13 protein-coding genes are annotated in these 21,880 nt (G+C 60.1%); all 13 read right to left on the reverse strand.

From position 1 onward, the window contains the following. Position 1 precedes the first annotated feature (1 nt). Positions 2-1,459: a Wadjet anti-phage system protein JetA family protein gene (locus FLZ89_RS03685; protein WP_141304420.1), complete on the reverse strand. Its 1,458-nt coding sequence runs from the start codon at positions 1,457-1,459 to the stop codon at positions 2-4. 394 nt (positions 1,460-1,853) lie between these two features. After that, positions 1,854-3,245, reverse strand: coding sequence for an N-acyl-D-amino-acid deacylase family protein (locus tag FLZ89_RS03690; RefSeq protein WP_141264018.1), 1,392 nt, complete (start codon positions 3,243-3,245; stop codon positions 1,854-1,856). Positions 3,246-3,315: 70 nt separating this feature from the next. Beyond that, the gene (locus FLZ89_RS03695; RefSeq protein WP_141304421.1) at positions 3,316-4,614 is read right to left on the reverse strand and encodes a uracil-xanthine permease family protein; all 1,299 of its coding nucleotides are present in this window, start codon (positions 4,612-4,614) and stop codon (positions 3,316-3,318) included. Positions 4,615-4,705: 91 nt separating this feature from the next. Beyond that, positions 4,706-8,596, reverse strand: a complete 3,891-nt coding sequence (gene addA, locus FLZ89_RS03700) for a helicase-exonuclease AddAB subunit AddA (protein ID WP_141305276.1) — start codon at positions 8,594-8,596, stop codon at positions 4,706-4,708. Beyond that, a complete protein-coding gene (gene addB, locus FLZ89_RS03705) occupies positions 8,596-12,075 on the reverse strand; it encodes a helicase-exonuclease AddAB subunit AddB (protein WP_141304422.1) in 3,480 nt (1,159 codons plus the stop codon). Before addB ends, addA begins: the two co-directional genes overlap by 1 nt. Before the next feature lie 33 nt (positions 12,076-12,108). Beyond that, a complete protein-coding gene (locus FLZ89_RS16375; RefSeq protein ID WP_141304423.1) occupies positions 12,109-15,717 on the reverse strand; it encodes an AAA family ATPase in 3,609 nt (1,202 codons plus the stop codon). Beyond that, a complete protein-coding gene (locus FLZ89_RS03715; protein WP_141304424.1) occupies positions 15,705-16,841 on the reverse strand; it encodes a metallophosphoesterase family protein in 1,137 nt (378 codons plus the stop codon). Before FLZ89_RS03715 ends, FLZ89_RS16375 begins: the two co-directional genes overlap by 13 nt. A gap of 267 nt (positions 16,842-17,108) precedes the next feature. Next, complete coding sequence (gene pstB, locus FLZ89_RS03720) at positions 17,109-17,867, reverse strand: phosphate ABC transporter ATP-binding protein PstB (RefSeq protein WP_141304425.1); 759 nt, start codon at positions 17,865-17,867, stop codon at positions 17,109-17,111. A 3-nt stretch (positions 17,868-17,870) separates the two neighbouring features. Next, entirely contained in the window at positions 17,871-18,722 is an 852-nt protein-coding gene (gene pstA / locus FLZ89_RS03725; RefSeq protein WP_141263992.1) for a phosphate ABC transporter permease PstA, read from the reverse strand. After that, a complete protein-coding gene (gene pstC, locus FLZ89_RS03730; RefSeq protein WP_141263991.1) occupies positions 18,719-19,663 on the reverse strand; it encodes a phosphate ABC transporter permease subunit PstC in 945 nt (314 codons plus the stop codon). The genes pstA and pstC overlap by 4 nt, the downstream gene beginning before the upstream one ends. 171 nt (positions 19,664-19,834) lie before the next feature. Further along, positions 19,835-20,884, reverse strand: a complete 1,050-nt coding sequence (gene pstS, locus FLZ89_RS03735) for a phosphate ABC transporter substrate-binding protein PstS (RefSeq protein ID WP_141264129.1) — start codon at positions 20,882-20,884, stop codon at positions 19,835-19,837. 284 nt (positions 20,885-21,168) lie between these two features. Next, the gene (locus tag FLZ89_RS03740) at positions 21,169-21,612 is read right to left on the reverse strand and encodes a substrate-binding domain-containing protein (RefSeq protein WP_141304426.1); all 444 of its coding nucleotides are present in this window, start codon (positions 21,610-21,612) and stop codon (positions 21,169-21,171) included. Next, on the reverse strand, positions 21,575-21,862 hold the full coding sequence (locus FLZ89_RS03745) for a recombinase family protein (RefSeq protein WP_172613429.1): 288 nt from the start codon (positions 21,860-21,862) through the stop codon (positions 21,575-21,577). The genes FLZ89_RS03740 and FLZ89_RS03745 overlap by 38 nt, the downstream gene beginning before the upstream one ends. Positions 21,863-21,880: the final 18 nt, after the last annotated feature.

Consider the following 21,880-nt stretch of genomic DNA (forward strand, 5'->3'; position numbering starts at 1 on the left):
TTCAAACGGCCCGCCGCTTCCTGCCCGTATCCACCCGCACTACCCGCCGGTCATAGAAGCGATAGCCGCCGATGTCGAGAATACGGTTCGAACCCTCCGGCACCAGCCGGTAGCCGGCCAGGCCGTCGTAGCCGTAAAGGTAAACATAGAGGAGGTACAGGAATTCCTCTATATTGGTGGGCGCCAGCTCCTCGATGCCCATCTCCCGGCGCTCCCCCAGGCGGCCCAGAACGTAGGCGCTCACCTTTTCCCTGGTGATGGCCTGCCGCATCCGCTGCAGGTTCTGCTCCCGCAGCTGCCTTTTCAGTTCCTCGGGGACAGCCACCACCACCTGGGGTTCCGGCCGGTGGGGCGCCCGCCGCCGGCGCGGCGTATACAGGGACTGCTCGTTTAATTGATTGAGGCGCATCAGGTTGAACAGGCCGGGCAGGCAATCTTCCGCCGGCAGGTCGCCTCTCCTGATGCCTGCTGCCATCCATTCCAGGACCCGCGCCAGGTACTGGTCGACGCCGGAGCTGTGCTGGCTTAAATAACGGGCCCGCTCAAAGGAGGCGCGCAGATACTGGTTGTGGCGCAGGTCGATCTGGTAAAAAATCTCGTCCAGGCCGCGGTAAATCTCTTCAATGTCCATGAGGGCGCGGCGCAGCTGGTCCGCCGCTTCTTCCCTGCTGGCAAAAAACTCGTTGCGCAGGGCGTCTTCCACGGCCCGGGCCAGCCATTCCGAGTCCAGGAGCCATTCCTGGACCGTGGCCAGGATCCGCTGCCGGTAACGGGACACGTGGTCCGAGGTCTTGAGGCGGTGGTAGCTGCGGTCGATGATGTGGGCCTTGTACTCTTCAAAATGGTGGTCCAGGACCTCCTGGATGGAAGTTTTAGCCACCACCTGCTCCATATGGTACTTCATATTGTTGGCCAGCACCCGCAGTTCCTCCAGGAACTCCTGGGTCATCCTGTGGGCTTCCAGTATAGCAAAGCCGGGCCGCTGCCTGGCCTCCTCGCCGGAAAGGAGCTGGTAGGTAACGAAGGCAAAGCGCTGGTACTCAACGGTCCGGTTCTCGCATAATTCCTGGAAAACGGCCAGCAGCCGGCTGGCGTAGTGGGGCAGGACGATGTAGCGGCGGAAATTATCCCGCACTTCCACCTGGATCCACTTCAACCTGTCCAGGCGGCGTAAGAGGGCACCGGCCTTCAGCCGGGTCAGGTCCTCGCCGTTGCCGTCAAACAGCCCGCCGGCGGCAGGCTCCTGCTCCTCTTCCTCTTCTACCTCGAAGACCAGGCCGGCCTCCTCCTGGCTTTCGATCAGCTCCTGCATCAAATCCCGCATGACCTCATACTGAATGCCAAAGCGGTTGACCCGGTACTGCTCATAAAGGAGGAGCAGGGCCTCGGCGTAAATATGCCGGTTCCGGCCGCTGAAAACCTGGAACAAGCGCTCCGGTATCACCTCGAAAAGTTTCATCCGGACAGCTCCCCCGGTGACTCGTATTTTAAAACTGCTCGCCGGCAATCTTACAGGCCCGCAGAGCAACCGGGTAGATTTAAACTGTTCGACATTTTTCTTAAAAAGTCCTTTTTATTTTAAGGACTTTATCACCAGGATTCCCAGGACTGTTTGATTTTATTTTAAGACCGGAGCAAAGGGTAATTCCAAAATAGATACGTTCTTATGCGAAAAATGCATATTTTCTTTATGTGTCGGTCCCTTCATGCGGGTATCCTGGCGCAAAAAAATAGACGCTCCCCTTCGACCTAGGCTGTATGGTTCTCCACCAGCCTGACCCGCCGCGCCCGTTTGATGTGACATATGGAAATGGGCCAGGGAGGAAAAGCGGCTTGGCCTTCCCCTATCAGGTTCAGGCGCGCCGCAGGACTTCCCCGGCAGAGCACCCTGTAAGCTGTCCATCTTTTACTGCCACCTGGCCGTTTACCAGCACCCAGCGTACCCCGGCAGCCAGCCGGTTGGGGTTAGCCCGGGTGGCCCGGGAGGCAATAGTTCCCGGGTCGAAGGCTACCACATCGGCTTTATAGCCGGGTACCAGGAGACCGCGGTCCTTCAACTCCATCCGCCGCGCCGGCATGGCTGTCATTTTATGAATAGCCTGCTCTAAAGAGATAACCCCTTTATCTAAAACGTATGTACGCAGGATATGGGGGTAGTTGCCGTAAGCACGGGGGTGAACAGCTCGCCCCAGGTTGTCAAGCCCGCTGTCGCTGCCGATCATTACAGCCGGGTGCTGCAGGGCAAGGATCAAGTCGTCTTCGCTAATCGAGTGGCGTTTGCTTCCCAGATCCCAGCTGGAAAAAGTGTAGCCGTAGACATCGGCGGTTACATCCAGCCCTCCCTGACGGGCATCATCCAGGAGGCCCAGGACCCGCTTCATTTTCCCCCAGTTGCGCTGGAAGGAGGTCTTGATATGAGAATACTGCACCGGGACACTTGCCTGGTGCCCTATTTCTAAAGCCTCTTCTACGGCTTCCAGTACCCGGTCGCTCTCGCTGCGGATGTGGGTGGCATAAAACCCGCCGTACTGTTTTAAAACCTGGCACAGCTCAACCAGTTCCCGGGTCGTAGCCAGGGTCTGGGGCCAGTATTCCAGTCCCACCGATAGACCAAAGGCCCCCTCCTGCAGGGCCACGGCCAGTTTGTCCTGCATAGCTGCCACTTCGCCGGCACTGGCCTGCCGCCCTTCCCTGGCGACAGCCGCCTGCCGCAGGTGTTTGTACCCGGCCAGGATACCCAGGTTGATGGCCAGTTTATGGATACCCCCAAGGAAGGAGCCTACCCTGTCCACCGAAGTGCCGCAGTTACCGCCCAGGTGGGTCGTTACCCCCTGAAGCAGCAGCATCTCCGCTCTGCCGCCGGCGGCCAGGTACTGTTCAGTGTGGGAGTGGACATCAATAAAGCCGGGACAGAGAACCAGGCCCCTGGCATCTATTTCTACTGCTCCCGGCGCGGCCTGGAAATCTCCTACAGCAGTGATTTGCTTCCCTTTAATGCCAACACTGCCGGAGTACGCTTTATCTCCCCTGCCGTCGATAATAAGGCCACTGCGGAATACAAGGTCGCATTCTACCGGCTCGGGTAAAGGGGGGCTTTGCCCTGCCGGCGTTCCTGGTTTCCCTGTCCCGTTTTTATTGCCAGCTGATATAATCCCTGGCATCAACCCCAACCAGGACAGATAACCCAGGGCCATCAAGGAACCGGTTCCTAATAAAAACTGGCGCCTGGATATTTGCTTGCTCATAGTAATACAAGTATTCGACGCCAGCAGGCAAAAATCCTACCCTATTGACAATCTGTTTGAGAGATAATTGCTAATTATGACCAGCTTTGCCTGTAATAGATTGTGAAACGGTTTGCCGGGGTTTCCTCAACACTACATGTTCAAGGAGTATACTTCCAAGGACGCCTACAATAACGCCGTTGCTCAATATGCCTGCCGCCCACCCCGGTATCTGCTCCCACTGCGAGTGCGGCAGGAGCATGACGCCGATGCCAGAAAGCAGGCTCAAGCCAATAATAAAATTCTCCCGTAAAGTAATCTCCTCGCGTACCATATCCCGCAAACCAATTATTGCCAGGGAGCAACCTGATACCAGCAGTACTGCCGCCGCAACAGGTTGAGGCACACTCCCGGCCAGGGCACCCAGCGGGGGAAACAATCCCATGGCTATAAATATAACACAGGAAAGTATAAAGGGCTTTGGCGATTTATTTCCCGAAAAGGAGATTAAACCCGCGGATATGGCGAAAGGTATAGTTCCTATTCCGCCAAAAACGCCTACCAAAAAATTGGCCGTACCGCTCACGGCCAGCCCGCGGTCGTATTTTTTCAGCGGTAAACGTTCGCCTGTGGCAGCTTCCAGGGCGGCAATACTGCCGACAACATTGGGAATCAGTAAAAGGCCAAGCAAAAGGAATGAAACTACGCTTCCAATTTCAAAGCTAGGCGGCCCCCAGAGAAATAAGGGCGGCAGGGAAAACCATGCGCTACCACCCGGCAGGATAACTTCACCTGCCAAAAAACTTAACAGCCAGCCAAAAGCCACGCTCAATATAATGGCGCTGTTTTTAAGCAGCCCCCTGCCATGCAGGGTGAGGTAGATTACCATCAGCAGTACCAAAAGACCGATTATAAAAAGCTTTAGCCCGCCGCCGGCCAGGCCTTTGATCCCCACGCCGCCAATCTGTAAACCCAGCAGCATCAAAAGTATCCCGGTGACGCGGTTGGTAAAAAAAGAACGTGCCCACTTAATCAGGCCGATAGACCCAAGTACAGCCAGGGTCAGGCCGGTAACAATCATCGCCCCTTCAATATCTGTCCGGACGCTGGCCAGGGGTCTCCCCATTTCCTTTGCTATTCCTGCCAAAATTACACAGGCAGCCCACCAGGGAGCCGCCGGACCTTCGATAAGCAATCCCCCGTGGCCAAACCTTATTTGCATTAAGCTGGCAATGCCCGTCAAGAAGAAAGTCAACTGGCTCAGCTTACCGATTTCCGCAGGATTCAGTCCCAAAGCGTTACCCACGACTATCGGGGCCGAGATAATTACGCCGATATGATAGACAATCCATTGCAGGGCGTACAGGACAACAATTCCTTTCTCCTTCAATGCAAATTGCTCCTCCCATCAGCCTTCCGGAGGCTGGAGGCAAATATTGATACTCATGGGCTTTGATAAATTGAAATAAGCCAGTATGAGTTTATAATACCTTAAATTCTACACATCCATCAAGGAAATAGAGATAGGCATCCTTGACACTACGTTTAAAGATAACTGCTACTGCCCGGGCGTACAATTGCACCTGCTCCCGGTAGGCGGCCAGGGGGTCGGGAGGAACTCGGCCCGTCTTGAAGTCCAGGAGCAGAAAACCGTCTTCCTCTTCTACCAGGCAGTCGATGATACCCTGGACCAGGATGATTTCGCCGGCAAGCGCTTCCGCCGGCAGGCCGGGGTAGAGCCCGGCGGCGGGCACGGCCAGGGAAAAGGGGAATTCCCGCTTTACTTTCTCCGGGCGGGCCAGGAGGCGCCGGCCCAGGGGACCGGCAAAGAAGGTGACAATGGCGCCGGTATCGACGGCTGCTGCCTGTTCCGGCGTCAGAATCTCCCGCCCTACCATTTCCTGCAGCAGCCCGGCCAGGCTTTCCCCCGTCACCGGTTTGCTTAAGTCGACGTGCTGCAGGACCAGGTGGGTGGCGGTGCCGCGCTCGGCTGCCGTCAGGCCCTGGCTGGCCTGAAGAAAAAGGGGCCGGCGGGTAAAGCCGTTGCCGCCAGGTCGTATTGGGGTATCGCCTTCATTAAAGACATCAAAGCGCCGCTTCAGGTCGGTGACGGCCAGTTTAACCGGCAACGCCGTCAGGGGCTGCCACGGATATACCCAGGAAAGGCGCCGGTCTACCTCCTGCCGCAGCCGGGCGTGGTCAGCTTCTCCCCCGGCTGCTTGCTCATCCATGCCGGAAGAATTTCCCGGGCTGTATCCTGTAACTGCGGCAGGTTTCCGGGGCACCTCGCCCGTAACGGCAGGCAGGGTCGATGCCTTCACCACTTCTACCTGCCAGCAAGACGGGTCATCCAGGAGACAGCCTTCATCTATCCCCGCCAGCTGCCGCAGGGGCGCGCCGTGGGCATGACGGGCCAGGGCGGCAGCCAGCCAGTCCAGGGGGCTTCGCGCCCGGGCCGTGAGCATGGGGGGAAGCTGCTCTCCACCAACAAACAGGCCGGCGCACCAGTTTTCTGCCTGTTTGGGCAAATTTCTGGCCGAGCCCACCAGGATGAGTTTCTCCCGCGCCCTGGTCACGGCGACGTAGAGGATGCGGACCTCTTCGCTTAAGGCTTCCAGATGCAGCCGGTGGGCTGCCGCCAGGTAAGGCAGGGTGGGGTATTTAATGCCGGCAGCGGCATCAAGGTACAGGGGCAGGAGGCCCAGCTTGCCGTGGAGGAGGACATCGCCGGTGAGTTCCTGGAAGTTAAAGCCTTTGCCCAGGTCGGCCACGATTACCACGGGGAATTCGAGCCCTTTGGCTTTATGAATGCTCATGACCCGGACGACGTCCTCATTTTCTCCCAGGGGGCGGGCCGTACCCAGGTCGCCTTCATTCTCCCGCAGCCGTTCGATAAAACGTAAAAAGCGAAAGAGCCCGTGGCGGGCAAAACCCTCAAACTGGCGCGCCCGGTCCAGGAGGGCGCGTAAATTGGCCTGGCGCTGAGCGCCTCCCGGCAGGCCGCCGGCAAACTCCAGATACCCCGTTTCCCGGTACAGCTGCCATATGAGGTCCCCCAATGGCTGGCGGCGGGCCATAGTCCGCCACCTCTCCAGGCGGGCTAAAAACTCCCGCAGGCGGGCGGCAAGGTCCTGCTGCCTGGTTTCCGGGCCGGAACCATCATCCCCAGCCCCGGCGGCCTTCATCACCGCGGTGAAAAAATCTTCCCCCGGGGCCGCCAGGCGGATACGGGCCAGTTCCGCAGCCGTCAACCCCACCAGGGGAGAGCGCAGCACGGCTGCCAGGGGGATATCCTGGTGGGGGTTGTCGATCACCCGCAGGAGGGAGAGGATAGTTTCGACTTCCGTGGCGGCAAAGTAACCGCTGCCCAGGTCGGCATAGGAAGGGATACCCCACTGCTGCAGGGCTTCCAGGAATACCGGCGCCCGGTCCCTGGTGGCCCGCAGCAGGATGACTATGTCCCGATAGCTTAGATCCCGGTAGGTTTTGCTTTCCGGGTCCCAGACCTGGAACTCCGGCCCGGGCCGTTCCGGGGTCCCGTGAACCAGCTGCCGGATGCGCCGGGCTACGAGCCGCGCCTCCCGCTCCAGGGCCGTTAATTCTTCCAGGTCCATTTCTCCGGCCGCCGCGCCTGCCGGGTCCACCGCCCCTTCCCCGGCGCCGGCCGTATCCTCGCCATGGTCTGCCCCGGCCTCTCCTTCCATCTGTCTCTCCTGGATATATACTTCTATAGCCGGCGTTGCCGCCGCCGGATGCTCCGGATAGCCGGCCCGACCCACCAGGGCCGCGGCGGCGTCGTACTCCAGTTCTCCCACCAGGCGGGAAAAGACCTGGCGGAAAATGAAGTTAACGCCGTCCACTATCCCCTGGCGGCTGCGGAAATTGGCTTTGAGGATAATGCGGCGGTTTAACGCTCCTTCCCCTTCCGGGTACTGGCTGTATTTGGCCAGGAACAGCTCCGGGTTGGCCAGGCGGAAACGGTAGATGCTCTGCTTGACGTCACCGACCATAAAAAGGTTGGGTTTGGCAGCCGGCTGGTTCCCTGCCGGGCCGGAAGCCCCTCCCGGCCCGGCACAGGAACAGGCTCCTTCCTGCCGGGAAACCAGGGTCAGGATGGCGTCCTGGATGCTGTTGATGTCCTGGTATTCGTCTACCAGCACCTCCTCAAAGCGCCGGCGCAGTTCTATGGCTACGGCCGAGGGACGCAGCTCGCCGGAGGCGGCTTTTTCGTCCAGGAGGACCTGCAAGCACAAGTGCTCCAGGTCGCCGAAGTCCACCAGGCCACGGCGGCGTTTCAGTTTTGTGAAGGCCGTGTCAAAGCGGCGGACCACCTCTACCAGGGCGGCAACCAGTTCCCCGGCCCGCTCCAGTTCGGCCCTGATGGCAGCTTCATCGCGGCAGAATTCTTCCTGCAGCTCTTGCAGCAGCTTTTTCGCCTGGTTCCGGTACTGGACGGCCTTTTCCTTCAGCCTTTCATCCACGCTGCTGCCCCGGACGGCTTTCAGCCTGCCGAAAGTAACGGACGAAAGCTTCTGGCACAGCTGGTCCCAGCTAAAGCCGCCCATTTCATCCAGGAGGCCCCTTACCTGAGCTTCCTCCCTTTCCAGGTTGTCCAGATAGACGGCCGGGCCGCCGGGACTGGCTGCCAGCCTCGCGGCCTGGCGCAGGTAATAGGCCGCTTCCTGCAACCGCAGGGCAATTACTTCTTTAATCTCCCGGTACCAGGGCAGCGCCTCCAGGGGGGTACCTTCAGGTACGCGGTAAACTGCCGCCGCCTCCGCCAGCCACGCTTCCGGCCAGGGGAGGCTCCGGGTAAAATGCCAGACCTTTAGCACCAGGTCCACCAGGTTGGCATCACCGCGACCACCCAGGCTGTCGGCTAGGTCGGTTATGGGTCCTCCTTCGGGTTCAGCGGCAAAGCATTCTTCCAGCACCTGGTCCATAACCTCCAGCTGCAGGAGGTCGGCTTCGGCCGGGTCCATGACCTTAAAGCCCGGGTCGAGGTCCAGGCGGTAAAAATAGGTCCGGACGACCCAGAGGCAGAAGGAGTGGATGGTGCTGATGTGGGCGCGGTTCAACAGCAGGAGCTGGCGCCTTAAGAATTCATTTTCCGGCTGTCGGGCGGCGGCCGCTTCCAGGGCGGCCCCTATCCGCTGGCGCATCTCGGCAGCGGCGGCCTCGGTAAAGGTGACCACCAGCATGTTTTCCAGGCTAATCGGCGCTATCGGATCCGTCAGGCGCTGGATAATCCGTTCCACCAGGACGGCCGTCTTGCCGGCACCGGCGGCGGCGGCTACCAGGAGGTTGGCCTGCCGCGCCTGGATGGCGGCCAGCTGTTCCTCCGTCCAGGAGCGCTTCTGGTATTCACCCATCACTTCAGTTCACCTTCCCCTCCGGCCCCCTTCAAGAAACTCATGGCGGCTTTCCAGAAGTCTTCGCCTTGCAAGCGCGCCAGGCGGCGGTAGGTACCTCCTGGTATCTGGAGGTCAAAGCAGCATACCGGCCGGTAGGGACAGAAATCACAGCCCGTTGCCTTATCCTGGCGATAGGGGCTGATCTCTATCCGGCCGGAAAGGATGTCCCCGGCCAGACTAGCGGCCCTGGCCAGGGCCAGGGCCAGGAGCAGCGCTATTTGCTCCCGGGTGGCTGCCGGCGCGCCCCGCCGCAGGCTCCCGTCTTTGTTCAGCCGCACGGGCAGGAGGTCCGGGGTCAGGTCGACTGCTTTATCCATGAGCCTTATAATCTCCGGCTCTGCCAGTAGCAGGCCGCGCATTTTCAGGGCCTGGCGGCGGAGCCTTGCCACCTCGACAGTCTCCCGGACCGGCGCCCGCTGCCTTAAAATGGGGTTTCTGACGGCAAAATAGAGAATGCCGGCCGGTTCGGCGGCTTCACCCAGAAGCGCCGGTGCCGCTGCCAGGGCCGCCTGCAGGTACAGGGGCAGCTGCAGGGAAAGGCCGTGGTAGACCCTGTCCAGTTCCAGGCCGGTCTGGCTGCTCTTGTAGTCGATAACCCGCAAGTAAGCCCGGTCCTGGTAACGGGCGGCGTCGATGCGGTCCACCCTGCCTTCCAGGATGACCTGCCTGCCGGGTACGGCCTCCAGCACCAGGGGCGGCAGGTCTCCCCGCATGCCAAAATAGGCCTCCACCGCCAGGGGCCGGAATTCTCCCCGCCTGGCGTGCTCGTTCAGGACCTCCAGGACCCGCTGCAGGGTCTGCTCGAGCTTTTTGCGGAGGTAGTTGTAGCGGGCGCTGCTGCTTAAAATCTCATGCTGGAGGGCCGGGGCCAGTTCCTCTATCACCCGGCTGAGGATAGCCGCCGCCTCCTCGTCGCTCACCTCGCCCCAGTCGCGGCCGCTGCCCGTTAATTCTTCCACAAAGAGTTTTAAGGCCGCGTGGTAAAACTGGCCCATTCCGGCCGGGTCCACCCGGTACATCTGCCTTTCCTGGAGTTTGAGGCCGTAGGCCAGGAAGTAGCGGAAGGGGCAGGCGGCATAAGTCTCCAGGCGCGAGATGCTGCTCCGTAAAGGCCCGGGGTAAAGCTGTTCTACAAGCCCGGGCTCCAGGGGCTCCACCTGGTTGTAATAATTGACGCCGCCCAGGAGGGCGAGCCACCTTTCCCTGTCCCGGTCCTGCTCCAGCCAGCGGTAAACCTCCTGCCAGAGGGCGGGCAGGGGGCGTCTCCGGCTTAAAATACGGGCCAGGTGGCCGGCCGCCTGGCGCGGTGTGGTCAGATAGACCAGGTCGGCCTCACCGCCCGGTAAATCCGGGCCAATGTTTTCTTCTTCTAAACCCGGCAGCAGCTGGCGCAGCCGGCGAACCAGGGGTGACGGGGCCAGGGCCCGGCCCCCGGCGTCGGCCAGGGGGTAGCTCAACCAGAGAAAACGCCGCGAGCGGGTCAGGGCCAGGTAAGCCAGGAACTCTTCATGGAAAAGCCTTAAAGAACCGGTCGGGGCCAGCTCTACCCCGGCCGCCTGCAGTTCCTCCCTTTCCCGGTCGCTGAAGGTGGCGTCTTCCGGCAGCCGCGCCGGCAGCATCCCTTCCCCCACACCCAGGACCAGGGCCGCCTGGAGTTCCGGCTGGCGGGAACGGTCCAATGTACCCACCACCACCTGGTCCAGGGCCGGGGGAATGAGCCGGAGTTTCAGGCTTTCCATGCCGGCCTCCAGGATGGCGGCATACTCCGCCAGCTCCATGGCAGCATCCCCCAGGGCCGTGATGAGCTCATCCAGCAGGTCCATGAGGCCGTCCCAGACCTGCTCGTGTTCCTGGGCGGCATCGAGGTCCCCGGCGGCCAGGGACTGCCGGTGCCATGCTTCCAGCTGCCGGGGCACCTGGAGCTCCTGCAGCAGGCTAAAAAGAGCGGCCGTGATCTCCCGCACCGTTAACGTCCGGCCCTGGACGGCCCGGTAAAAGCGCCGCAAATGCCGGGCGGCCCGGTCCCGGGCGCTATTGACGGCTGCCGCCACGGCCTCTTCCCTTTCATCCGCGCCTGGAGTTTCCAGGTCGCGGCGGCTTTTAAACTGCCAGGGACGCTCCTCCAGCCACTGGCGGCCGCGGATGCCGTGGGCCAGGACATAATTTTCCAGCAGGTCGACTTCTTCGCGGGAGACGGGTACCAGATCGCTCTTAAGATAGCGGAAGACGGGATCGTAGGCCCAGTTTTCCAGGACGGTTTCCAGGGCCGCCCGCACCAGCTCCAGGAGGGGATGGTGGCCTACCGGCCGGCGGCGGTCAATGAAAAAGGGGATGTTAAAGTCGCGGAAAGTATTGACAATGAGGTCGTGGTAGGGCTCCAGATCGCGCACCAGGACGGCCATTTCCCGGAAACGCAGGTTCTCTTCCCGGGCCAGGCGCAAAATCTCCCTGGCTGCCGCCTCGACTTCCAGGCGGGGGTTGGCCGCCGCTACCAGCCGGATGCCGCCCGGGGAGCCGCGCAAAGGTTTTAGAGGCCACCGGCCGAAATGGGCTTCCAGGTGGGCCAGGGCCGGCGCCTCCCGGAAGCGGGGCGGCGTACCCGTAAGCAAAACGTCGGCCTCGATATTAACCCCGGCGGCCCGGGCCAGGCGCTGCAGGCGGTGGTAGGTGTCGCCGGTGGGGTGGAAGAGCTCCGTCTCGCCCAGCTGCCGGTGCCTTAAGGCCGGGTCCAGGCAGAGGGTGACCGTCACCCGGCCGGCTGCGGCCATTAAAGCCTGGAGGACGGCCTCTTCCTGGGGGGTAAAACCGTTGAACCCGTCGACCCAGACCAGGGCTCCTTTAATAAAGCTTGCTTCCGGCAACCGCCGTGCGAGTAAAGTCAAATAATCGTCGGGATCCAGGTAGCGGCCGGCGAGATATTTTTCCAGTTCGCTGTAAATGAGGGCCAGATCGTGAAGCTTGCGGCCAAGGATGGTTTCCCCCCGGCCGGTCTCCCGGTAATGCTCGGCTACCCGCTTGAGCTCGCCGGGCTCAACCCGGTAGAGCTTTAATTCAGCGATGGTATGGGCGAGTTGCTCAACAAAGCCGGGACTGCCCGCCAGGGAAGCGAAAAGGGTCAAATCCCCCTGGCGGGCATTGAGAATGGCCCGCAGGGCCATACGCTTGCCCATCTCGCCCAGGTGGGGCCGGGCGGCGCCGCCGGCCTCCTGGAAGACCCGCCAGCCCAAGCGGCGAAAGCTTAAGACCTGGGCGCGGCTGAAGCCCGGGCAGGGGACGGCTCTATGTAAATCCAATTCCATCTGCAGGGTGGCCTGCTCCGGGGTAAGGATTATGAGGGCCGGGCCTGCCGGCCCCTCCGCCAGGGCGGCCTTTATTTCCTCAAGGCAAAAGCGCGTCTTGCCCGACCCGGCACGGCCCAGGACGAGACGTAAAGACAAGTTCAACACTCCCTTTTATGAACAAGCGGGTCATTAAGTAGCACTTAACAGGCTTCCCTGGCTTTCGATCTGCACCGGGGTTCCCCAGGCGGCAAAATCCGGGTCGTGGGATAAAAGAAGCAGCTGCCGCTCAAGGGCCAGGGCCGTGAGACTCTCCCGGATGCGCTCGCGGCGTTCAGCGTCACAGTTAACAAAGCAGTCGTCAAAGATAAAGGGCAGGGTTAAATCTGCGCTCAGAAGGTCGCCAATAGCCAGGCGCAAAGAGAGGTAAAGCTGGTCCTGGGCGCCGCGGCTGAGCTGGGCCAGGGCTACGGCTACGCCTCCTTCCCTGACTTCGACCTGGAAATCTTCAGTGATCTCTACCCGGCGCTCCTGCCGGCCCGTAAAGAGGTTAAAATAGCGGCTGGCAGCCAGGGCCAGCTCGCGGCGGTAGTTCTGGCTGTAATCCCGGGCCGCGGCTGCAAGCTCACGGTAGGCCAGGGCCAGGGCACCGGCCTCCAGCTCCAGGCGCTCCAGCTCCTTTTCCCTGGCCGCGAGGGTCTCGGCAACAATGGCTATGTTGGCGATCTGGCCGCCTTCCAATTGGGACTGGCGGCGCAGGAGCTGACGTTCTTCTTCTTCCAGCCCCTGCAGCCGGCCTTCCATTTCTAATATCCCTGCCTGGAGGGCCCTGTACTGTTCTTCCAGTTCCTCCCCTTTTGTTTCCCCTCCCGGCTCGGGCAGGCCCGGGTGCTCCCGGACCAGAGCCTGCCATTCCTGCAGGACGGCCATGGTCCGGTTGGCGGCATCCAGGTAAGCTGCAGCCAGATCTTCCAGGCTGCCTTCGCCCAGGAGTCCGGCCAGCTGCTCCTGCCAGCCCTGCCATTCCCGGGCCAGCTGTTCATAGCCCTGCCGGCGCTTCAGGGCTTTACCGGCATCCCCACCGGCCGGTGCCAGGAGGGCGGCCAGATCTTCCCGCAAGCCTTCCGCCTCAAGTTCCAGCTCCTGGATTTGCCCCCGTAAATCCTTAACTCTGCTCCCGGCAGCCTGCTGCTGGCCGGCCAGTTCCGCCAGGCGCTCTTTTATCCTCGCCGCCTCTGCCAGCAGGGGAGCAATTTCCCCGGCTGCGGTAGCCGCTGTAAAGGGGGCTATATGTCTTTCCAGCCCGGTGATCTTTGCCGCCAGGCGTACCAGGGCCGTCCGCCCCTCTTTATCCGGCTGCAGGAGCTGCTCCCGTTTTTCTTTTACCTGCCGGTCCCGGGCCGTCAATTCCTCCCACTGCCGCGCCCGGGCCAGGAAATCTTCCCAGGCGGATTGGTCCAGTTCCTTTAACCAGGTCAAAAGCTCGCCCACCGTGGCCGGGGCCTGCCCGGCCAGCCGCGCCAGGCGGGCCAGACCCGGCCACGGGGTTCCAAGGCCGGCCAGGGGTACCGTTAAAGCTGCCGGCGGCGGCGCTCCCACGGCCTTTATGGTAAAGGCCTCCATCCCGGCTGCCAGCCGCTCCATCTCTTCCCTGGCAGCCAGGTAACGGCGATAGGCTGCCGTCACATCGTTAAAGCGGGCGCTGATGGCGGCGGTAGCGGCCTGGAAGTCCCGAAGCGCCTTCTCGGCTGCTTCCAGGGCCTGCCGGGCCGCCTCTTCTTCAGCCGTGCCGGGCAGAGAAGCGGCCAGGGCTGCCAGTTCCGCCCGCGCCCGTTCCCGCTCCAGCAAGCGCCGGCGCAGCTCGCCCAGCTCAGCCGCCGCAGCCCCCGCCCAGGGGCCTAATATGGCATCCAGCTGCGCCAGCTGCTCCTGCAGGGCGGTAATTTCTGCAGTCAGGTCCAGAATGTCTCTGCCAGGACGGCCCAGGTAAGCTCCGGCGCCGCAGCCCAGGCCGCCAAGGAACAGGGCAACCGCCGCTGCAAGAAGCCAGCTGCCGGTGGCCAGCCCGGCTGCCAGGCCCGCTAGCAGGCCGGCGCCGGCCAGGGCCAGGGTTAAAACCTGCCTCCGGCGGCAGCCGGCTGCCAGGGCCGCCTGCCTGGCCGCTTCCCGGGCCTGGAGTTCGGCGAGAAGCCCGGGTTTATCTGTGGCGGCGTGGAGGGCTTCCTCTCCTAAAGCGTCCAGGTCGCCGAATTCCCGCCGGTACTCTTCCTCGCGGCGCCGGTAGGCCGCCTTTTGTTCCTCCAGGCGCCGGCAGGCTTCCCGGGCCTCCTTTTTTTCCTTTTCCAGGGCGATCCTGGTTGCCTCATAACTGGCCACCAGGGCTTCCTTTTCCGGCGGCAGCCCGGCAAAGCAGCTTAAATCCCCGGCCAGTTCCGCTTCCAGTTTCTTATAGCGGTTTTGCTGCTCCTGAAAGCGGCCCCAGTCCTCCAGGAGCTGGCGCGCCGCAACTTGTAAACCCTCCAGGACTGCAGCCGGGCTGTTTCCCAGCACGCTGAAATCAGGCAGGTCGGCCAGTTCAGCAGCCACCTCTTCCGCCCGGGCCGCCAGTTCCTGTATCTGCCCGGCCAGCTGCTCCTGCTCTTTGAGGAGGCCCTGGAGGTCCTCCAGGTCCCGCAGGATGTCCGGGTGATTGGCCACTGCTGCCAGCTCACCCTGCAGCCTGGCCGTTAATGCTTCCTGTTCTTCATTTAAATCCCGGAGCTGCGCCTCCCAGTTCGCCGCCTCGCCCTGTAAGCGGGCTATTTCCTGCTCCAGCTCCACCAGGCGGTCGAGCTGGCCGGCGCTGCCTGCCGGGGCCGCGGCCCACTCGGGATACTGCCGGGCTGCCTCCTCCCGGTGCCGGCGGATCTTCTGTTCCAGCTCCCGGGCCCTCTCCTGGACCGCCGCGGCCTGCTGCTGTTCGCGCAGGGCGCTTTTGTACCTCAGCTGCAGGGCCCGCCACCTATCCCAGGCCGCCCGCAGGTCCTGCTGTTTTTTTAGTTGCGCCCGGACGTTCTTAATTTCTGTCGCCAGTTCCTGGAGCCGGGAACGTATGACAGCCAGCTCCTCGATGGTGCTGCCGGCTGCCTGCTGCTGCGCCCGCAAAGCGGCAATTTCCGCCTGCAGCTCCTCCAGCCGGGCATCTTTGCGCCCGTTGTTGCCCACGCCCCGGTCGCCGCAGTAACGGGTCAGGGCCCTTAAGTCGCCGGCCAGTATTTTCAGGGCATCCTGATAGTGGCCGCCGCTGCCGGAAAGAAGCTTTTGCACCTCACTGCTTAAAGCCCGCCCTTCCGGCAGGGGCTGGCCCAGGCAGAAGGTGGCTTCAAAGAGCTCTCGGGAGGTAATGCCCAGAAAAGCAGTAAGGTGTTCGACATAAGCGGGGATTTTCTTATGGGCGCCGGGGTTGTGGCTCCCCCGCCAGACTTCCTCCCAGCCGTGATCGCCCCTCCTCTTAAGGGTTACCCGGTTGGTGCTGAATTGCCGCTTTATGGCGTATACCCGGCCGTCCACCAGAAACTCCACTTCTCCTTCAAACCGGTCCGGCTCTTCCCGGTTGGCAAAACGGGCGCTGCCAAAGGCTTCCGGGTTAACAGTGTTGGGCAGCCCGAAAAGGACGGCTTCCAGGCCAGCAACGAGAGTTGATTTGCCCTTTTCATTGGGGGCCACCAGGACGTTGAGGCCTTCCTGGAAAGTAACAGTCACCTGCTCCCGGTAGCAGCCAAAACCTGCCAGGCTCAGCCGCCGCCAGGTTACAGCCGGCATGACCCGCCGCCTCCCTTCAGGGCCAGGAGCCCGCGAAAAAGCGCCCGGCGCACTACCTCCGCTTCCCCGGGTCCCGTTGCGCCGGCAAGCTTTGCTTGCAGGCGACGGACAAAAAGGCCCCTGATGGTCGGCTCGGCGGCCAGGCTCTCCAGGACTTCCGGTGCCCACCCTTCCGTATCATTCACCAGTTCAAGGTAAGAACAGAGATGGCCCAGGCGGGCCTGCAGGCCCTCCAGATCCAGCTCAAAGGCAATCGTCCCTACCAGGCGCACTTGCATCAGGGCGCCAGGGTCAAGGGATTCCCTGATTGCCGCCTCCAACTCCTCCGGTTCATGAAACGCCGTAACATCCACCTCAACTACCCGCCAGGGCGTTACCTGCGCCGGTACCTGCTCCACCCGCGCCGGGCCGTCTCCCAGGGTGACTATGGTCCAGGAGCCGGTGCCGGGGTCGGCAAAACTCCTCCCGGCCACCATGCCCGCATAGCAGGCCCGGCCCCTGCCAAGCTGCTTTTGTCCCCCGCAGTGGATGTGGCCCAGGGCTATATAGTCGTAGCCGGCGGCTGCCAGGGCTCCCCCATCCAGGGGCAGGCTCCTTTCTCCCCCGTCCCAGTCCAGGGAACCATGGAAAACGGCCAGGTTTACCCCGTCCTCCCCCGCGGGAGGGAAATCCTTTAACGGGCCGTCAACCCGGCTGACACCGCCCGTGTAGGCCATGGCCATCAGGTGACAGGCATCGCCATTAATATTTAAGGTAGCCACTTTCGCCGGCATAGGTTCAGTAACCAGGAGGCCCGGCCAGCGCCTGGCTTCGCGGCGGTAAACCGCATCGTTATATGTAATTTCGTCATGATTTCCCGGCACCGTCACCACCCGGATACCGGCGGCTTCCAGCCGGCCCAATTCCCGGATGGTTTCCTCCACCAGGAAAGCCTCGGGTTGATGGTTGTCAAAGAGGTCCCCGGCAATGAGGACCATACTGATCTCCTGGCGGGGATCCAGGGCCAGATCTACGGCCGCCTTTAAAACCCCGTTGCGCTCCCGGCAGACTTCCTCCTGGAGCGGTGCCGGCAGGTCGGGCCGGTAGCCCAGGTGCAGATCCGCCAGGTGCAGGACGCGAAACAACGGCGCCACCTCCATTTAAATGCGCAACAGCTTTTGTACCATAGTATGCTATATCCTTTCGCCGCCCGGCCTGGAATTCCTGCAAAAAACCGGCCGATGGGAGGGGTACTTATGTTCGCCCCTTTATAGCAGCAAAAAAGCCGCCGGCAGGCGGCCTCCTGCAATTTTTAAACACTCGTCTATCGGCTTAGGTATGTGGACCTGCCAGCAGGCAAGGTCCCTGATGATTGGAAAGCAACCGTCGCTCATTAAAGCGCGACCAATGGTTTAACCAAAGCGACCGGTAATATAATCCTCGGTCCGCTGGTCCCTGGGATTGGTAAAGATATCCGACGTCGGGCCGTACTCTATCAGCTGGCCGTTAAGAAAAAAGGCGGTATAATCGGCCACCCGGGCGGCCTGGTGCATATTGTGGGTCACTATTACAATTGTATACCTTTCTTTGAGCCCTTTAATCAATTCTTCTATTTTCAGGGTGGAAACCGGGTCGAGGGCCGAGCAGGGTTCGTCCATGAGTAAAATTTCCGGCTCCACGGCCAGGGCCCTGGCGATGCACAGGCGCTGCTGCTGGCCCCCGGACAGGCTGACGCCAGAATCCCGGAGGCGGTCCTTGACCTCATCCCACAGCCCCACCATTTTCAGACACCTTTCCACCACTTCCTCCGCGGTGGTCCCGGGAGGCAGGCCGTGCAGCCGAAGTCCTGCCGCGACATTATCAAAGATTGACATAGTAGGGAAGGGATTGGGTTTTTGGAAAACCATACCCACACGGCGGCGTATTTCCGCCGGATCGACTTTATCATCATAGATATTCTCCCCGTCCAGAAGCACCCTGCCTCTGGTACGGGTTCCCGGGATTACCTCAAACATCCGATTCAAGCAGCGGATAAAAGTAGACTTGCCGCAACCCGAGGGGCCGATAATGGCGGTCACCTGGTTGGCGTATACCGGCAGGGTGACGTTTTTTACTACCTGATTCTGGCCATACCAGGCGCTGAGATCCTCGGCCATCAATCTGGTGTCCATACTCTATCTACCTCCTCCGCTGGCCTTGCGGCCGGCCAGCCGCGCTGCGATGCTGGTAACCATGACCATAGCCACCAGCACCAGGGCAGCTCCCCAGGCCAACCGGTGCAGGTCCACGTAGGGAGTGGTGGCATAGGTGTAGATATATACCGGCAGGGAGGCAATACGCTGGTCCAGGCTGGTATGCCAGTAGCGGCTATTTAAAGCCGTAAACAGGAGGGGTGCCGTTTCGCCTGCAACCCTTGCTACCGCGAGGAGGGAACCGGTAATGATCCCCCCCATGGCGCTACGCAGGACAATGCTGTAGGTGGTACGCCACTGGGAGGCCCCCAGGGCCAGGGAAGCCTCTCTCAGGCTGTTGGGTACGAGTTTTAGCATCTCTTCTGTGGTCCGGGTTACCAGCGGTAGCATGATAATGGCCAGGGCTACTCCCCCGGCAATGGCGGAAAAGCGCTTCATGGCCAGGACAATGGTACCATAGACGACGATACCTACAATAATTGAGGGGACACCGGTCATGACATCACAGATAAATCTGACCAGCCACGCCAGTCGTCCCCGCCCAAACTCCGAGAGATAGATGCCTGTCAGAATGCCCAGGGGAATCCCCATTATAGAGGCCAGTCCAACTAAAATTAAGGTGCCGACAATGGCATTGGCCAGGCCGCCGCCGGGTTCGCCAACAGGCTTGGGAAGCTGGGTAAAGAAGTCCCAGTTGAGGGCCATGAGGCCCCTGGTGGCTACATAGAGAAGAATGCTGCCCAGGGGAACGAGGGCCAGCACGGTGGCACCCAAGGCCAGCACAAACATCAGGCTGCTCATAAACTTACGGCGCTCGTTTCGTCCGGCAATCATTCCCTGCTCATCCCTTCCGGTACTCTGTCTATGCGCCACACCAGCAGGCGGGCTATAATATTCAGCAACAGGGTAACAATAAATAGGACCAATCCCGCCATCACCAGGGCTGACAGGTGCAGATCGTCAAAAGCCTCGCTGAACTCATTGGCGATAATACTGGCAATGGTTTGGGCCAGTTCAAAAACCGACGGGGAAATCTGCGGTCGGTTGCCGATGACCATAGTTACAGCCATGGTTTCACCGATGGCGCGTCCCAGCCCGAGAATGACAGCCCCCAGGATGCCCGACCGGCCATAAGGAAGGACGGCCATCTTAATCGTCTCCCAGCGAGTAGCACCCAAAGCCAGCATGGCCTCCCGCTGGGAGACGGGAACGGCCAGTAAAACTTCCCGGGAAACTGCAGAAATAGTAGGTATAATCATGATGGCCAGGATAATGCCGGCCGCCAGCATGCCAAAACCATAATAAGTGCCTTGAAAAAAGGGCAGCCAGCCCAGCGTTTTTTGCAAAAATGGCTCTAAGACTGTCCGTACCCAGGGCACCAGAACAAATATCCCCCATAAACCATAGACAACGCTGGGGATAGCAGCCAGCAGTTCGACCAAGAAAGAAACGGGGGTCCGCACCCATTGGGGCGCCAGTTCAGCAAGATAAATGGCAATCCCCAGGCTCAAAGGGACGGCAATGATCAGGGCGATGAGTGAAGAAACAACCGTACCATAAACCAATGGTAAAGAACCAAAGTTGCCGTGGACAGGGTCCCACCTGGAACCGGTAACAAATCCAGGGCCAAAGCGGGTAAAGGCCAGCTGGGATCCCTTGATTAATTGAATGGCAATAACCACTATCAGGCCTACCATTACCAGGGCCGCCAGTAAGGTAAGGCCGCGAAAGACAGCATCGCCCAACCGCCTGCTTTTGTGGCTTGGCTTTTGCATTTACAATCCTCCGCCAGCTCTAGATATATAAACATTGTTGATATTCGCCGTTTACTGTCTGAAATCCTCTAAATTTGACGTACCTCCAGGGTAAATTCTCCCCGCAAGCAAAGATAGGGGAAATCATGGGCCGGGCCCATAATTCCCCCTGCTGTATGTTTTCCTTAAGAATTACTTATAAAGGGGTTCGCCCTTATAATTGATCTGCTTGATCTTGGCTTCCGCCAGTTTCACGACGTTGTCGGGCAGCGGCGCATAGAGCAGGTCTTCGGCGAACTTTTCCCCATCATGAATAGCCCACCACAGGAATTTAACCAGCTCCGTACCCTTGTCCTTATCCTTCTGGTCTTTATACACCAGCAGGTAGGTGTATCCGGCAATTGGATAGGAGTTTTCCCCGGGGGCATTGACAATGGAAACACGCATATCTTCCGGCATATTGGCGGCGGCACCGGCAGCAGCCGCCGTCGTGGTTTCCAGGGTAGGCTCGACAAATTTACCGGCCTGGTTTTTGATGAAAGCATAAGGCAGCTGATTCTGGACGGCATAGGCGAGTTCTACATAGCCAATACCGCCCGGCGTCTGTTTAACGGTACCGGCCACGCCTTCATTACCCTTGGCACCAATGCCGGCAGGCCATTCCACGGAAGTACCTTTGCCTACTTTTTCCTTCCATTCTTTACTGATGCTGCTAAGATAATCGGTAAAAATATTGGTAGTACCGCTGCCATCCGAGCGGTGGACGACGGTGATCTCTTTATCAGGCAGCTCGACCCCGGGGTTGATGGCAGTTATGGCCGGGTCATTCCATTTCTTAATTTTCCCCAAAAAGATATCGCCTATAACTTCCGGGGTCAGTTTAAGGCCCGTCTTGACGCCCTCCAGGTTGTAGGTGATTACGACTGCACCCATAACCGTAGGAATATGAAAAATCTGTCCCGGCGCCTTGGCCAGCTGCTCGTCCGTCATGGGCGCGTCGCTGCCGGCGAAATCAACTGTCTCCTCGATAATACCCTTGATGCCGCCCCCGCTGCCTATGGACTGGTAGTCGATGGTTACATTGGGAGCCACCTTGCGGTATTCGGCAATCCACTTGCTGTAAAGTGGATAGGGAAAGGACGCGCCGGCACCGTTCAAGGCTACGGTTTGAGCCTTGCCGTCGCTGCTCCCCCCCGGCCCTTTGCTGGTTTCACCGCTATTGCCGCAAGCGGTCACCAACATTAGCAACGCCAGCGCCATTACCAGCACAACTACCCGCTTGCTTTTCTTCCTGGGCACTTAAAATTCTCCTCCTATTTTTTAATGATGCTACCAGCCGTTTTCTGCCTGTCCACAGACTATTATAAAAAACCGGTGTTATATTTAAATTAGCTCCATGTTAATATCTTGTTAAGGATTATTAAAGCCGCGCCACGCGCGGCTTTTCCAACTGGTATGAATCAAGTTTCAGCTTCCAGCCCGTCCAGTAATTACTGCAATTCATCCCCGGCAATATTGCTGAGGATTTACTTATAAAGCGGTTCACCCTTGTAATTGATCTGCTTGATCTTTGTTTCGGCCAGTTTCACAACGTTGTCAGGCAGCGGCGCATAGAGCAGGTCTTCGGCGAACTTTTCCCCATCATGAATAGCCCACCACAGGAATTTAACCAGTTCCGTACCCTTGTCCTTATCCTTCTGGTCTTTATACACCAGCAGGTAGGTGTATCCGGCAATTGGATAGGAGTTTTCCCCGGGGGCATTGACAATGGAAACACGCATATCTTCCGGCATATTGGCGGCGGCACCGGCAGCAGCCGCCGTCGTGGTTTCCAGGGTAGGCTCGACAAATTTACCGGCCTGGTTTTTGATGAAAGCATAAGGGTGATACCCTTGATACCACCACCGCTGCCGATGGACTGGTAATCGATGGTTACATGAGGAGCCACCTTGCGATACTCGGCAATCCACTTGCTGTAAAGGGGAATGTTTTTAGTTGATAGCCGAAGAGTGGCTGTCCAGGCCACTTGCCCTGGCGGAAGGCTTCTTCCCGGCCCCGGCGCATGGCTTTCTTGATTTTCCGCCGCTGGTGCCGGGCGAAAAGATTAAAGATATCGGAAACAAGTTCGCTGTCCTCGTCGTCGAAGTTGACCACTTGGGCGGGCGTGATGATGCTGACCTTCGCTTCCCGGAGTTCTAGGTATTGCCCCCATTCCCGCAAACGTGGTAGAATATGGGC

It is taken from the genome of Moorella sp. E306M (genome assembly GCF_006538385.1).
Lineage (GTDB): Bacteria > Bacillota > DSM-521 > Neomoorellales > Neomoorellaceae > Neomoorella.